Origin of the sequence: Pedosphaera parvula Ellin514, from assembly GCF_000172555.1 — a bacterium.
Lineage (GTDB): Bacteria > Verrucomicrobiota > Verrucomicrobiia > Limisphaerales > Pedosphaeraceae > Pedosphaera.
The window spans coordinates 1-14,937 of record NZ_ABOX02000035.1 but is presented as its reverse complement, the minus strand read 5'-3'; the positions used below and the strand labels follow the sequence as shown (position 1 = coordinate 14,937).

6 protein-coding genes are annotated in these 14,937 nt (G+C 52.8%); 5 read left to right on the top strand and 1 reads right to left on the bottom strand.

Features of this window, described 5'->3' with window-relative positions; translation table 11 throughout:
* Positions 1–172: 172 nt before the first annotated feature.
* On the bottom strand, positions 173–1,444 hold the full coding sequence (locus tag CFLAV_RS34315) for a glucose-1-phosphate adenylyltransferase (RefSeq protein ID WP_007417032.1): 1,272 nt from the start codon (positions 1,442–1,444) through the stop codon (positions 173–175).
* A 397-nt stretch (positions 1,445–1,841) separates the two neighbouring features.
* Here CFLAV_RS34315 and glmS point away from each other — a divergent pair, with 397 nt between their 5' ends.
* The 5 genes from glmS to CFLAV_RS21880 all read left to right on the top strand — a co-directional run.
* A complete protein-coding gene (glmS, locus tag CFLAV_RS21900; protein ID WP_007417031.1) occupies positions 1,842–3,722 on the top strand; it encodes a glutamine--fructose-6-phosphate transaminase (isomerizing) in 1,881 nt (626 codons plus the stop codon).
* Positions 3,723–4,008: 286 nt separating this feature from the next.
* Entirely contained in the window at positions 4,009–4,752 is a 744-nt protein-coding gene (locus CFLAV_RS21895) for an RNA polymerase sigma factor (RefSeq protein WP_007417030.1), read from the top strand.
* A 208-nt stretch (positions 4,753–4,960) separates the two neighbouring features.
* Complete coding sequence (locus CFLAV_RS21890) at positions 4,961–7,942, top strand: serine/threonine-protein kinase (protein WP_007417028.1); 2,982 nt, start codon at positions 4,961–4,963, stop codon at positions 7,940–7,942.
* Between the two features lie 186 nt (positions 7,943–8,128).
* A complete protein-coding gene (locus CFLAV_RS21885; protein WP_007417027.1) occupies positions 8,129–14,371 on the top strand; it encodes a LamG domain-containing protein in 6,243 nt (2,080 codons plus the stop codon).
* The coding region (locus CFLAV_RS21880; protein ID WP_007417026.1) for a hypothetical protein at positions 14,371–14,937 on the top strand (567 nt) is incomplete at its 3' end. The genes CFLAV_RS21885 and CFLAV_RS21880, both read left to right, overlap by 1 nt.

The following is a 14,937-nucleotide window of genomic DNA, read 5'->3' as shown; positions in this document are numbered from 1 at the left end:
TTGGTCGTGTACGCTGATGGGAATGCGAAGCAAGGTTAGAGACTCCGTACGTCGTCTCCTACGCGAGAGAAGGTGCCTGGCGGTGGGATTGGGTCGCGGGTCGCGTGCGCGGGTGGGGCAGTTGAAAGGGGGCGAGATGTGGGTGTTTTGGGCTTCTTTTGTTGGCAGGGATTCAAATTACCGTGCCGTGGGGGATGACGCCGTTTTTGGGGATGATGACGATGCCGTCGCGGATGAAGTAGAGCGGGTGGTCGAGGTTCTCGGGTTTGCCGGCGGGGCTGATGACGCAGTTGTCGCCGATGCGGGCGTTTTTATCGATGATGGCGTTTTCGATCCGGGTGTTCTGGCCGATGCCAACGCGCGGGCGGTCCTGGCGGGTGCTCTCCTCGATGGAACTGAGGGATTCGTAGAAATCGCAGCCCATGGAGATGACGCGTTTGAGTTCGCTGCCGGCACCCACGACACTGCGGATGCCGATGACGGAGCTGGTGATTTTGGCATGGTTGATGATACAGCCGTCGGAGACCATGGCGTGATCGATCTGGGCGCCGTTGATTTTGGAGCCGGGGAGGAAACGGGGGCGGCTGAAGACCGGGGCGGCCATGTCGAAAAAGTTGAACCTGGGAAGTTCGTTGGTGACATCGAGATTGGCTTCAAAGAAGTTGCGGATGGTTCCGATATCTTCCCAATAGCCTTGATAAACGTAGGAGAATACCCGATGGGTTTTGATGGCGTCGGGAATAATATGTTTGCCGAAGTCAGTCAGGTTGTTATCGAGCATCCTAATGAGCACTTCGCGCTTGAAGACGTAGATGCCCATGGAAGCGAGGAAGAGTTCGCGGTCTTCCTGGATGCCGAGCGTGGAATAGGACGCGCGGTCGAGATGCAGCTTGTCCAGAATGGCTGGATCTTTTGGTTTTTCGTGGAAATGAGTGATGCGCCGTTCAGAATCCATGTGGAGAATGCCCAAGGAGGAGGCATCCTGACGAGGGACGGGAATGGTGGCGACAGTGAGGTCGGCGTCGGTATCAGCGTGTTGGGCGACGATGGAGCGGAAGTCCATGCGGTAGAGTTGGTCGCCACTGAGAATGAGCAGGTATTCGAACTCGTGATTCAGGAAATGGATGAGGTTTTTGCGGACGGCGTCGGCCGTGCCTTGATACCACGAGGTATCGGAAAAGGTTTGCTCGGCGGCGAGGATTTCGACGAAGCCTCCGGAGAAATGATCGAACTTGTAGGATTGGGAGATGTGACGGTGGAGCGACGCGGAGTTGAACTGGGTGAGGACGTAGATGCGCCGGAGTCCGGAGTTGATGCAGTTGGAAATGGGGATGTCAACGAGACGATATTTGCCGGCGAGCGGGACGGCAGGTTTGGCGCGTTCCTTCGTAAGGGGAAAAAGCCGGGGTGCCCTGACCGCCACCCATGATGACGGAGAGAACATTGCTGGTGTTAACTGACTGCCTTACAGGATACGCCATAATAGGTGCCTTTATTCCAAGAACGCTGGGGTTGTTATAGGGATGGGAAGGGCAGGTGACAAGTGGAGAGTGGCGAGTGGGCAGTAAAGAGTGACGGGTGGAGGGTGACAAGTGAAATGACTGTGATGGTGAATGCGTATAATGAGAATAAAAGTAGGCTTGCCGGGGGCAGAATTGTGGTATGATAGACGATTCGTTGAGGTGGGCAAAAGGGTTCAGGACGATCAGAAGCGCAAGTGGCCTTTAATGGCGATTGGAAATTAATGGTGCGAACTGGTATTTGAGAAGGATCGACGTGCGTTCCGGCCAAGACCTACTGACAGAACACGCAAACAGATCGACATTTGGAGAACTTAAACTATGTGCGGAATCGTTGGCTATATCGGGAAACAATCGGCAGCACCCATCATTCTGGAGGGCCTGCGGCGGTTGGAGTATCGCGGCTATGACAGCGCGGGAATGTCGGTGTTGAATGGGCACGGATTGGAGGTGCGCAAGAAGAAGGGAAAGATCGAGGAGGGGTTGGGGAAGTTGCTGAAAACGAATCTGCTCCTGGGCCAGGTGGGAGTGGGGCATACGCGATGGGCAACTCACGGCGAGCCATCCGACGAGAATTCGCATCCGCACTTTGATCACAGTGGGAAAATTTCGGTGGTTCATAACGGGGTGGTTGAGAATTACGACCGGTTGAAGGACCGGCACTTGAAGGCGGGACATACCTTCCAATCGAGCACCGACACGGAAGTTTTGGCGCACTTGATCGGGGAGCATTACGAACGCATCAAGCGCTGTGAGACGGAACAAGCCACGCAGAATGGGGATGGGTTGCATCCGCTGACGAAGGCGGTGACGGAGGCGTTGCGGGAGGTGATTGGGACCTATGGAATTGCGGTGATATGCGCGGATTATCCAGAGGTGATAGTGGGGGCACGTCGAGGGTCGCCATTGATCGTGGGGATTGGTGACGGGGAACATTTTCTGGCGAGCGATGCGACGGCGATCGCGTTGCACACGCGGCAGGTGATTTATTTGAATGATTACGATGTGGTGACGTTGCGAGCGGATCGGTTTGCTGTGACGTCGCTGGGTTCGGATATCGCACGTGTGCAGATCAGCCAGTTGGAATTCAGTCCTGAACAGGCGGAGAAGGGTGAGTTTGAACACTTCATGTTGAAGGAGATTTTCGAGCAGCCGCGCACAGTCGCGAATGCGATGCGGGGGCGTATTGATTTGGAGGAGGGGACGGCGAAGTTCGGTGGCTTGAATATGTCGGTGGCGGAGTTGCGGGCGATTGACCAGATTGTGATCACGGCTTGCGGGACGAGCTGGCACGCGGCATTGGTGGGGGAGTATTTGTTCGAGGAATTGGCGCACATTCCGGTGGAGGTGGAATATGCGAGCGAATTTCGGTATCGCAATGCGCCGATTGAGAAGAACACGTTGGTGCTGGCGATCACGCAATCGGGTGAGACGGCGGATACGCTGGCGAGCTTGCGGGAGACGAAGCGTCGTGGGCACAAGGTGCTGGCGATTTGTAATGTGGTGGGGAGCACGATTGCGCGGGAGGCGGATGGCGGAATTTATTTGCATGCCGGGCCGGAGATTGGGGTGGCGTCGACGAAGGCATTTACGTCACAGGTGACGGTGCTGTCGTTGTTGGCGCTGTTCATGGGGCGGATTCGGATGTTGTCGTTGCATCGCGGGGAGAAGATTTTGAAGGCGTTGCAAGCGGTGCCGGACCAGATGGAAAGGATGCTGGAGCAAAATGGAGAGATCCGGAGGATTGCGCAGAGATTTGCAAGTGTGCGAAATTTTTTCTTTTTAGGGCGGCAATATAATTTTCCCGTGGCGCTGGAGGGAGCATTGAAGTTGAAGGAGATTTCCTATATTCACGCAGAGGGTTATCCCGCAGCGGAGATGAAGCATGGGCCGATAGCATTGATTGATGACCAGACACCTAGCGTGGTGATCATTCCCAGCGATGCGATGTATGAGAAGACATTGAGCAACCTGGAAGTGGTGAGGGCACGCAAGGGGCCGGTGATTGCGATTGCGACGGAGGGGAATGAGGCGCTGGCAAAACAGGTGGATGAGATTATTTATCTGCCGCAGACCTTGGAGGCGGTATTCCCGTTGCTAGCGGTCGTGCCGCTGCAATTGCTGGCGTATCACGTGGCGGTGGCGCGAGGTTGCGATGTGGATAAGCCACGGAATCTTGCCAAGAGTGTGACGGTGGAGTGACGGTACGGTTTATTGACAATCTGCTGTGCGCGTTCCGACCTCTCCTCCACCCAATTTTATTTGGGTTTTGGAGGAAAAGTCAGCAGACTGTGTGTAAAGTTTTATCCATTCACCTTCCGGATAAATCTGTTCCTGGCGATAGGTGTGGACACATTTCCAGCGCCAGTTTATAAGATCCTTGAGCTATTTCAAAAACCTGTCATTCGTAAAGTCGATGTATATCTGTCCTTGGCAACGTCGAGCTGTGTAAATCGGAGTCTGATCATCTTTATTGGCTTACTGAATTATGATTTTTCCGGAGCCGGCAATCGTTCCGCAGCATCAAAAGTTCGACACCACTCATTGGAGCATGGTCATGCTCGCTGGAAAAACTCACTCCGCACAATGCGCTGAAGCATTGGAAAGACTTTGCAGGACTTATTGGCTGCCACTTTATTTTTTTGTTCGGGGACGGGGTTTCGGTGCTGAAGACGCTCAGGATTTAACACAGCAATTCTTTCTCACCCTTCTGGCTCGAAATGATTTTTCCACGGTGAATCCCGCAAAGGGGAAATTCAGAACGTTTCTTTTGACTTCCTTAACCCATTTTCTGGCCAATGAGTGGGACCGCTCAAAAGCGGCGAAGCGTGGAGGAGGGAAAACCATCATTTCCTTGGAAGGAATCAAGGCCGAAGAATCGTACCAGGTGGAGCTATCTCATCACATTTCGCCGGACAAGAGTTTTGACCAGCGCTGGGCCATTTCAGTGTTGGAGCAGGCGCTGCTGCAATTGGAAAGGGAGTTAATGCAACAGGGGAAGCAGAAGCTTTTTGAGGAGCTAAAACAATTTCTAACCAACGATCCAAAGGAGCAGGATTATTCCGAAGTGGCTGTCGGGCTCGGAATGAGCAACCAACACGTGGCTGTAACAGTCTTTAGGCTGCGTAAGCGCTATGGAGAGCTGGTCCGGTCAGAAGTTGCCCAGACGGTTGCCAGCCCCTTGGATCTGGAGGATGAAATGAGACATTTGTTCCAGGCGCTCATGCTTTGATTTGCTCTGGAACAAAAATTGGTAACTGTCGGGATATTGGCTCGCAGTAATCTCAAAAACAGCATCTTTGGGAATCATGACGGCAGATAAAAAGTGCTCGAAATGTGGCGCGTCAATATCCGAGCGCGCCCTGAGAGGCTTATGTCCCAAGTGCCTGGGCCGGCTTGCTTTTGGTTTTCTAGCCTCAGAACCCACTGATGGTTCCGAGATGCTAAATGCCCTCCGGCGAGTGGGCGATTACGAGATTCTTGAGGAGATCGCTCGTGGCGGTATGGGAGTGGTTTATCGGGCCAGGCAAATGAGTTTAAATCGTCTCGTCGCGCTGAAGATGGTTTTGCATGGTCCGTTCTCGAGCGAAGAATTCGTGCAACGCTTCAAGACCGAAGCCCAAGCTGCGGCTCGATTGCACCATCCAAACATCGTCGGTATTTACGAAATTGGAGAGGAGGATGGACATCATTATTTCTCCATGGAATATATCGAAGGAAAAAATCTGGCGGATTTGACAAGTCAAAGGCCTTTAAACGCCGCCAGAGCCGCTCGACTGTTGAAGACTATTTCAGAGGCGGTTCACTATGCGCATGGTCAAGGCGTACTCCACCGGGATCTGAAGCCTTCCAATGTAATCATAGATAATTTGGACCAGCCACATATTACTGACTTCGGTTTGGCAAAAGTAATTCAGAGTCGTGCCGGGTTGACGATCACTGGTCAAACCTTGGGATCGCCCAACTATATGGCCCCGGAGCAGGTGGGTGGAAAACATAGCGTCACCGGCGCCTTCACGGATGTCTATTCACTAGGGGGTATTTTGTATCACTTACTCACTGGTCGCCCGCCATTCCAGGGAGAAACAATCCCTGAAGTGTTGTCCCAGCTACAAGCGGCAGACCCGGTACCGCCGAGAAGACTGAACCCCAGCGTTCCGATCAGTCTGCAAACGATCTGTATGAAATGTTTGCAGAAACAACCCGAGGGACGCTACGCAACTGCCGGAGAATTGACAGAGGAATTGGAGTGCTTCCTCGCTAATAAACCAATAAAGGCCCGGCCCGTCTCAGCGGTTAGAAAACTTACGCTTTGGTGTCGAAGGCATCCCGTCCCGGCAGCTTTGACGGTCGCCCTGGCTATGGTAATTCTGCTTGGATTCGTGGCCGTGTTTGGACAGTGGAGCAGGGCGGAGTTGCTTGCAAGGGGGGAGGCAAACCAGCGGAGGATTGCCGAAGAGCATGGTAGAAAAATGGCACTTAATCTGTACGCTGCGGACATGAGCGTGGCTTCCCAGGCCGCCCAAAGGGGCGACTATGGACTCGCTAGAAGAACACTTTCGGCTTTAAAACCCAAGGCTGGAGATGTGGATTTGCGCGGTTTTGAATGGTTCTATTTGTGGAATCAGTGCGAGGGGGATCAGCTGGCAGTCCTAACCGGGCATGCTTGGATTGTCACTTGCATCGCATTTTCATCCGATGGAAAGTGGCTCGTAACTGGCAGTCAGGATGGAACCGCAAAATTGTGGGATGTTAAAGGCAGGAAATTAATTCACTCGTTTGAAGTCACCCCAGGTGCCGTCTGGTCGGTAGGCTTTTCGCCTGAGAGAGATCTGGTAATGACTGCGGGAGCGGGCGATCAGGTTAAATTTTGGGACACAAAAGATTTCCATCTGGTTTCTGAACTGCCCGGGCAGATTGCCTCACTGTCAAAAACAGGTTCAGTGGTGGCGATCTCCCACTCAAGTCCTTTTTTTTGGGAGCGCAGCGGATTCGTGGAGCTTCGGGATTATCGAACCGGTGCCAAATTAAAGGGAATTTCAAGTAAAGCCAGAGCCGTCGCGCTTTCTCCTGATGGTAAAAGGCTGGCCGGAGCCGGGCCCTCACATGACGTCGAAATCTGGGACGTTGCTTCCGGAGAAAAGATAGGTGCTATTTCAACGCAGAAACCGATCTGGTCGGTGACATTTTCTCCTGACTCAAAAAAGCTGCTGACGACTGACTGGTCAAATGAAGCCTCGCTCTGGGAACTCGATTTGCTGGTATCTCCGCGGAAATTAAAAGGACATAACCTGACAGTTTGGTCAGCAATGTTTTCCCCGAACGGAAAGCAAATTGTCACTACCGGCTCAGATCAAACCATCCGAATATGGGATACTGCCACCTTGGAAACTGAAGGGGTATTACGAGGACATGGCAACGAGGTGTGGTGTGCAGCATTGACTCCCGACGGAAGATTTCTGGCTTCCGGTGGCAAGGATCAAGCAGTAATGCTTTGGCCAGGAAAGATCCAGGCCCAAAAACGGTCCCTGCCGCTAAACACCGGCGAGCGTCCCATTCTCAGTTCTGATGGAACAAAAGCAATTCTGGTCACGAAAAATGGGGCAAACAAGGCGTTGCGGCTTTGGAACATTGAAACGCAGACGGAGCTTGCAGATCTGGGCGAAGAAAATGCCATCGGCTTTAGTCCGGAGGGACAAAATATTGTCCTGCTTAACAGGGAATCCGGATGCCTCGAATTTTGCCTGCCCGGTGCCAGGGGGCATGCCGGATGTACACTCGAGTACGCCCGGACAAAGGAAAAGCCGTTTGAATGTTTTGGTTTCAGTCAGGATTACAAAAAATTCTTTTCAATTGGTGTTTCCGGAACTATCCGGGTGTGGGATGCAAAAAGCGGGAAATTGACCTGGAGTGCTCAGGGACCAAAACCTCCCATTCGGGCTGCTGAATTGGCACCGGATGGAAAGCTATTGGCAGTCAGCCTCGAAAGAGAAAATTCTGTTCGTCTTTATCAATCCGACGGCAAATCTCAGAAGGAACTCAAAGGACACCGTGATTTCGTCAGCGGCCTGGCGTTTTCGCCGGATGCAACAAGTTTGGCCACTGGGAGCATGGATGGAACCATAAAAGTTTGGAATACCTCCAAGGGTCAATGGCTTTTTGATCTTCCAGGCCATATGCAGGAAGTTACTGATGTCTCCTTTTCACCTGATGGAAAGACACTTGCGTCAGTGGGATTGCACGAGTCCGTTAAGCTCTGGCATCTGAAAACGCAGAGGGAATTGCTCTCCATTGAAATGCCAAAAGCCGGTGCGTTCATCGAATTTACTGGTGACGGGAAGCGCTTGGCGGTCACAACCGGGGAGGATACCGTTCAGTTTTTTGATGCTGTGGATCACGTGGGCAAATTGCCATCTGATTAGCAGATCAAACTTTTTTAAAATACTTTGTAATCCACAGCCTTTAATTCTTCTTAGCCATATTGAACTGACCTGTATACGTCGGGCGGAGTGACAGAATTCTGCTGAATTTGCATTTAGCGCCATACATTACGAGCAAAAGAAGCACGGCAACGAAGCGATTGCGCTGTGCCGTGGCGTATTGACCAAATGCCTTCGAATCACCACTTCAAAACCTGGCTTGGAAATTGTCTGATTGTTTTCCTAGGCTGCGTTCTGATTTGCTTTCCGGCACAGGCAGGCTCTGGAACCGCTCTGCGCTATGATGGAACGAATAGCTACGTTCAACTTTCCTCCAGCGCGGCCTTCAACGCCTTTCCTCTCACTGTCACGGCGTGGGTTCGCACCGTGGATCAAGATGCCCAGGTTCGAGGGGTGGTGAGTAAATATGTGGATGGCTCGTTCAACGGGTGGACTTTATTTTTTTACTCCGGGCATATACGGGCATTCTATTTTCGAAACTCAAGTTCCTACGTCTGGGACGGGGGTCTTGGGCTGGATGGTGGGCTTCTGGCAGATGGGGCCTGGCATCATGTGGCTCTGGTGGTGGATGCCTCGGGAGGAAGGCTTATCGTTGATGGAGTGCAGAAGGCTTCCCGCGCATGGACCGGCACGGCTGGAGTGTCCTCTTCAGCTGACCCATTGCAAATTGGGCGATATAACCTATATCCAACGAGATTCCACGGCGATATTGATGAGGTTTCTGTTTGGAATCAAACTTTGGATGTTGCCTCGCTGAATTACATAAAACATCGGCGCCTGGCGGGAGGAGAGGATGGTTTAGTGGCCCTGTGGCATTTTGATGAGGGGAGCGGCGCGACCGCGACAGATTCCAGTGCATCCGCCTTAGTGGCCAGTCTGGTTGGTTCACCGCAATGGGTGACATCAACCGCTCCTTTGCCGCTTTCGCCCGTGGCGGCCACTGCTCTTAAATGCAATGGCGTTAACGCCCAGGCTGTAATGCCTCATGTGCCGGCTCAGGATACTCTCCCCATAACTCTCATGGCATGGGTGAAGACCAGCCAAAGCACTGGCGCATACCCAGGCATCGTCACAAAGTATGTTGGAAACTCCGTGAACGGGTATGCAATCGGGTTGAACGCTGGGAGAATTGACCCTTGGTATTATGCCAGTGGCACCAGCTTCATTGATCCGGGCTTCACCAATGCCAGCGATCGTTTTGTTGCCGATGGGCAGTGGCATCATATCGCGTTTGTCGTGGACACAAGCACTGGTCGCACTTACATCGATGGACAGCTCGTTAACACGCAACCCTGGACAGGAACTCCTGCAGCAGTGACAACTACGGAGAGCCTGCGTTTGGGTGCATACACTGGCGGAGGCGCGCTTTTCTTCAACGGGTCGATTGATCATGTCTCCCTTTGGAACACCGCCCTCACCAGCACTGATATAAATCGTTATTCTCATCTACCACTGGCGGGGACTGAAAGCGGCTTGATTTCCGCTTATGAAATGAATGAGGCCAGCGGCACAACGATTAATGATCTTACGGGTCTGGCAAACGGAATCGCCTCCGGTGGTTTTACCCGCGTGGGTTCGCTCGCGCGCGTCGGTGATGCTTCGCAATATCTTCTTGGTTCCTTGGATGTGGCAAATTACGGACGCTCCTGGGCGATCCAGAACAGCCCCAATTTTCAAACTTTTCCTCTGAATGCGCAGGCCAGTCTTTGGCGATTCTACGACTACGGAGATGCTCCAACCCCGGTATCGGTGAGTACGTTCATCAATCCCGTGATGACCAATGCATCGTCACAAGGCGTACCTCTTAAGCCGACCTCCATGTACTCGAATCTGTATATTTTGGATTCCTACAACGCCTCCTCGCCGCTGACTCCCACTGCGATGAAGACGATTACCACAGTTATCAATGTCGAGCCGCAAGGTCAGCTTCAGTCGGTCAGCCAGACTTATTCCACTGCGGTTGCCTTCTCTCATCAGGTGATTAGTAACCCCGTTATTACTGATGAAGTATCAAATTTGCCACTTGCACGGTTTCTTCATTTCAACGGCAATCTTTTCTTTGGTTCGATCCAAACAGTCTTTACGTCCATCGCGAACACTCCGGTGGCAGGAGCACCTAGCAGCGGCGGACTGACCACACAACTCGCCGTGAACAACAACTCCGGGTCGCTCGTTACGAGGCCGGACCATCATTATGGAAACGGTAGCTTGATCAATTCCATTATCTTCGACAATGGCGATGCGTTGACACCTTCAGCCTCTGTTCCTCTCACCGGCTCGGTTCCCGACACCGATTGTATTCAAAACATTTGCTTCACCCGGACCAATATAAATCTGACAAGCAGTGGCATTAACGCACTGGTTTCTCTTCAACTTCCTTTGGGCTTCAGTGTTGGGACCAGTTTGACCTCCCGCGCCACGAGCGCACGCATCGATTTTCCAAATATACCGCTCGATCTCAGTCTGAACCCGCAGAATTCAGTTCTGACCACCAATGGGCCATGGTATGCAGTCGAGGAAACCAAGCCATTCTGGGTTGGAGCGCCTAATCTGAAATGGCTCCCCAGCGCAGGGCAAGTGCTCATCGATTCGCCAAACGCCATCTATTTCGTGCGACAGGATGAAGACGATGTTCTGCTGGCGAATAAAAGCATTCTAAAAGAGCCGGAAACTGCCAATCGAGTTTCAAACGATGGATACTATCGCAATGCAGCTTTGGTGGCTGGGGCTCAAGTAACTGTAACTGCCGATACGAACGGTTTCGCGCAAATGTCGGCACAAGTGGCCCTCAATCCTCCCGAACTGCGTCCGCACTTCCCTTACTCCGGCCGAATTGCGGGGGCGCAAACGCCAACGACATCTGGTGGACGGCTCAGCATGCAAAATGGGCGCATTGATACGACCAACAGTTATCTCGCATTGAGCGGCGCTGTCCCGCTCTCCTATGCGCGGGATTGTTCGGATACCAATTGCAGTAGTGCCACTATCAGCGCCGCTGTGCTTAATTTTTCCCCGAATGGCCAGCAGCTTACTTTCACGGTTGATGGCGGCCTTCTCGGCTTCGGCTCGGTCCCTGCTCAAAACCTGACATGGGGATTTGCGGGTGGGAGCATTTTTGCGCAGCGAACCAGTGATGTTGGCGTTGGTGCCTATCATATGCCCGGGACCTTCCTGCGGTTCGATCAAACCTCCAGCAACGACCCTAACCGTCCATCCACCTTGTTGCTGACTGGGGTCGGGAATCAAGCGAACCCCAACTATATCGAGCGCCCCGGTCAGGCAGCTTATCTCAGCGGTTTTGCCAACTATGCCGGCGCGAATTTCCGGGCACCAGCGCAGGGGCGCAGCATCATTGGTGGTCAGGACACCGGATTTTATCCACTCACGGCCCGGGCCAAGTATTACGTGCGTGCGGGTGGCGTGAGTGGGATTCACGAAGCCGCCACATTTCCGAGCAATCTTAATTTATACGGATACGCATTCACTTTTATCAGCTATCGACTCTCGTATCTTGATAGTGAGAATTGGGAATCGCGAACGGACGGTGCCCTGGCTTTGCCGGTACCTGCAGGTTTTACCCAGGAATTTGCTCGTATGAAATTTGTTTGTCGCGGAGGTCTGGATTCTGCACAGGTGCCGCCTTCCAGCGGAGTAAAGCATTTGGTCTATTGGAACTCAGATATAACCCCGCAGACGATCGAGTTTCGGCCCACCGCCTCGGACACCTGCGGGACCGGTGCGCGATTCCTGGTTGAAGGTGTGGAAACCCGCTTGCCATTTATCCCTCAGGCTTTTCACGCTACGCTAGGGTTCAAACCCAATGGCAATATGGTTGCGCCCTTCGACAACGTCGCGGGTGGCGCTGACTCGCGTTTCCCGGTGCCCGCCCAGCTTACCTTGCAGGGTTCGGGTGGCAGCACTTTCAAATTGTCGACCGTCGCGGAAGGTTATTTCAATAACTGGGAGACGGTCGGCAAACCGGACAGCGGTTTCTACAATCTGACGGTAAAGATTCGCACTCCGTTCTTTGAGGATGTCAAAGCTCAACTGCACATCACTCCCACCGGAACAAATACCTCACAGATGGCGATGATGGGAGGTTGGCCGGCAGCCGACGGCCTGGGGCAAAATCGTGGATGGAATGTCGGCACCCAAAACTATTTCAATACCTCCAAATTCGATCCTCATAGCGATGGTTGGCCGGCGGGTGCGGTTACGATTGCACAATATCGGAATTCTCCAACCGAGGATTATCATCCCAGGGCGCAGCGGGATTGGATTGAAGTTGCCAAATTTGATTATCCTTTGCAGTGGAACGCCGTGCTTCGCAATTTCGCGGGTTTCGTTGATGCCAAGGTGGAACTGCCGGTACTGGATGTGAACAGTCGCCTCAAAGAAATCACACCCGGCAAGGTGGACTTCGATTTTGCCCAGGATATTAGCGTGCAACTTCCACGCATCAAAGTCCTCGACTTTGCCAATGATGCGCTCAATGAAATCAACCAGCCGTTAAATACCATTTCAAACGCAATCAGCCAGGAGTTGGGGGCGGCGTTGGCCTCCACCGGTCTTACCAGCGGTTTCCGCAGTCTACAAAATACCTTGCGTGAAGATGCCAGTGGTTTCTTCCGGCCCATTGTTCAACCCGCCCTGGATCCTGTAGTCGACAAGATCTACGCCGCACTGACAGACATTCAACGCACAAATCCTGCTGTATTACTGACCAGTGTTTACGGGGTGGTGGGTGGGGTGAATAGCGGCTTGAACACCGCCATTAACGGACTGAACGGTTCGGCCGGCCAGGCCAACTCAGTGCTGGGAAAGATGAATGGCACGTTGAATGACGTGGACGATACTCTCAATTTGTTCATCCGGGCGCTGGAAAAGGATTCTAAAGGCCAGCGTCATGTGGTCCGGGCAATCATTCAAAAACTGGTGGAAGACCAGGGCCCTGCCTTGGGATTCGTGGCGAACATGGGTGATGATGCCGTCAACCAATTGCTAACGGATCTCGAACCAACTCTGGCCGAAGCCGAGCAGCAGCTCAGGGATGTGCGAGCCCAGTTTAGTCAACTTCGGGGCTCAATAGCGGCTGGAACCGGTGATTTCAGTTCGGCATTGACGGTGGCGCTTAATGATTCAAAAGGCCTGCAGCAATTCACCGGGGCAGCAGGTCTAAACGTCTCGAATTTGCTGGTCTCCTTGAATGCGAGTTCGACTGATTACCTGACTGGCAATCCGGCACAGGTGAAGCAGGCCATTCGGGAACGTCTTACGGTAGCCTTCCTCGGTTCGCCGTTGGTGGGGAACTATCAGAAATCGTTTCGCCAGTTTCTTTATGATGATGACTTCGCCCTGAACCAATTGACTGATGTGATTTTTGGCCAGATCAATAAGGCCATTCGCGATGGCCTCACATCCCAAATTGCGTCGGCAACCGATGGAGCATTCCAAAATTTCAAGGGTGGGGGATTTTTGAGCAAAGCCATGCTCTCGGCAAAACTGCGCGGAGCACCCACCTTCAACGGAGACTCACTGCGTCGAATTCATATTGATGCCGATGTGCAGATGAATCTTCCGGATGAGATGCATTTCACAGCATTCCTCGATATCAAGGAACTGGACTCCGACAATACTCCTCTGGACTGCATTCCTGCCGGCCCGCCTGCGGCGGAGATAACGGTCGGGGCATTAAACGTCCCGTTGAGTTGGACCGGGATACCAGGCAATCTCACGCTGAGCATCGAGGGCAAATGGACGGTGCAAAGCGGGAACGTGCTCGGAGTGGGCGGCCTCATCGATATCAAGGGGCATGTTGGTTTTAAGGGGTGCAGCATTAACGAAATTGGAGCGACGTTTGCCGTCGGAGAGTTGGAAAACTTTTTCGCAGCCAAGGCGGCGGGAACAATAACCATTATCGGCGTACCGGTGAATGTGCAGGCTGGTCTGTTCGCGGGGCATGCCTGTTCCCTGGACCCGTTGCGATTTATTGATCCGGAGGCGGATAAAGTGCTTGATCACGCAACGGAATTCACCGGTCTTTATATTGCCTTTGGAGGAGACATTTCTCTCTCTGACATCTTATTCGGAGAATCGTCCTGTGCGTTGGATATTACCATCGGGGTCACCACTGCCACTTACTACCAGGATGGACCAAGGTCCGGAAAAATCGGCATGCGCCAGAAGGTTTCAGGGGATGCTTCTCTCTTGTGCATCATCAGCGCCCATGTGGATGTGGCGCTCGGCACGTCCATCTCCAGTGGCCCTTCCGGCCTGGAATTAATGTTGAAAGGTGAGGCTAATGTCTGTGGTGAAATTGGATATTGCCCGTTCTGTGTCGATGGCTGCATTGGCGCGACGCTCACCGGCATTGTTAATGATGGCGGCATCGACTACTCGTTTGATTTCTAATGAATTGCAGAACCTCATATCGGAAGTTTGGCACCGGGCGGAAACCTGGGGAGACGGTCGTTACGACTTTCTGGCTCTGTCTATCTCTGATGCTGGGAGCGTTTACCGCGAACGCCCAAACTCCATTGTCCAATCTGGTGTTTTCCGTTGGGACTACCATCAAAGATAGTGGCAATCACGATTGGTCCTATATCGTGCTTGGTTCGCCTTCGCCTCAATTATTGGCTGGCAAGAAACTGGCAGTCTATGGAAAACCTGGCTTTCCCACCAATGCCGGCAGCTTCACGCTCAGGGGGAACATTGCCCAGGCTTCCGATACAGGGACCATCAACACTTTGCTGAACCAATCACTTAGTCTGGGCGAAAACCTGGCTTCCTTGAGCACCACGCTGAACACGCTGTTGCACAAAACTCCAAGTGTTACCAATCTTTCACTGCCACAAAAAGTCCTTACGGCCATCCAGTCCGGCAATTCTGATCCTGCGATGATGCAGAAATTGTCGATGATGGAGCGCTTGTATCCTGGATTAACGCTCTGCCTGGGGCAGGGGTTCGCCGAACAAATC

What these genes read in the sequence shown, in the direction of transcription:
- CFLAV_RS34315 (WP_007417032.1), bottom strand. Translation starts at nt 1,444, where the DNA reads ATGTTCTCTCCGTCATCATGGGTGGCGGTCAGGGCACCCCGGCTTTTT.
- CFLAV_RS21895 (WP_007417030.1), top strand. Translation starts at nt 4,009, where the DNA reads ATGATTTTTCCGGAGCCGGCAATCGTTCCGCAGCATCAAAAGTTCGAC.
- glmS (WP_007417031.1), top strand. Translation starts at nt 1,842, where the DNA reads ATGTGCGGAATCGTTGGCTATATCGGGAAACAATCGGCAGCACCCATC.
- CFLAV_RS21885 (WP_007417027.1), top strand. Translation starts at nt 8,129, where the DNA reads ATGCCTTCGAATCACCACTTCAAAACCTGGCTTGGAAATTGTCTGATT.
- CFLAV_RS21890 (WP_007417028.1), top strand. Translation starts at nt 4,961, where the DNA reads ATGCTAAATGCCCTCCGGCGAGTGGGCGATTACGAGATTCTTGAGGAG.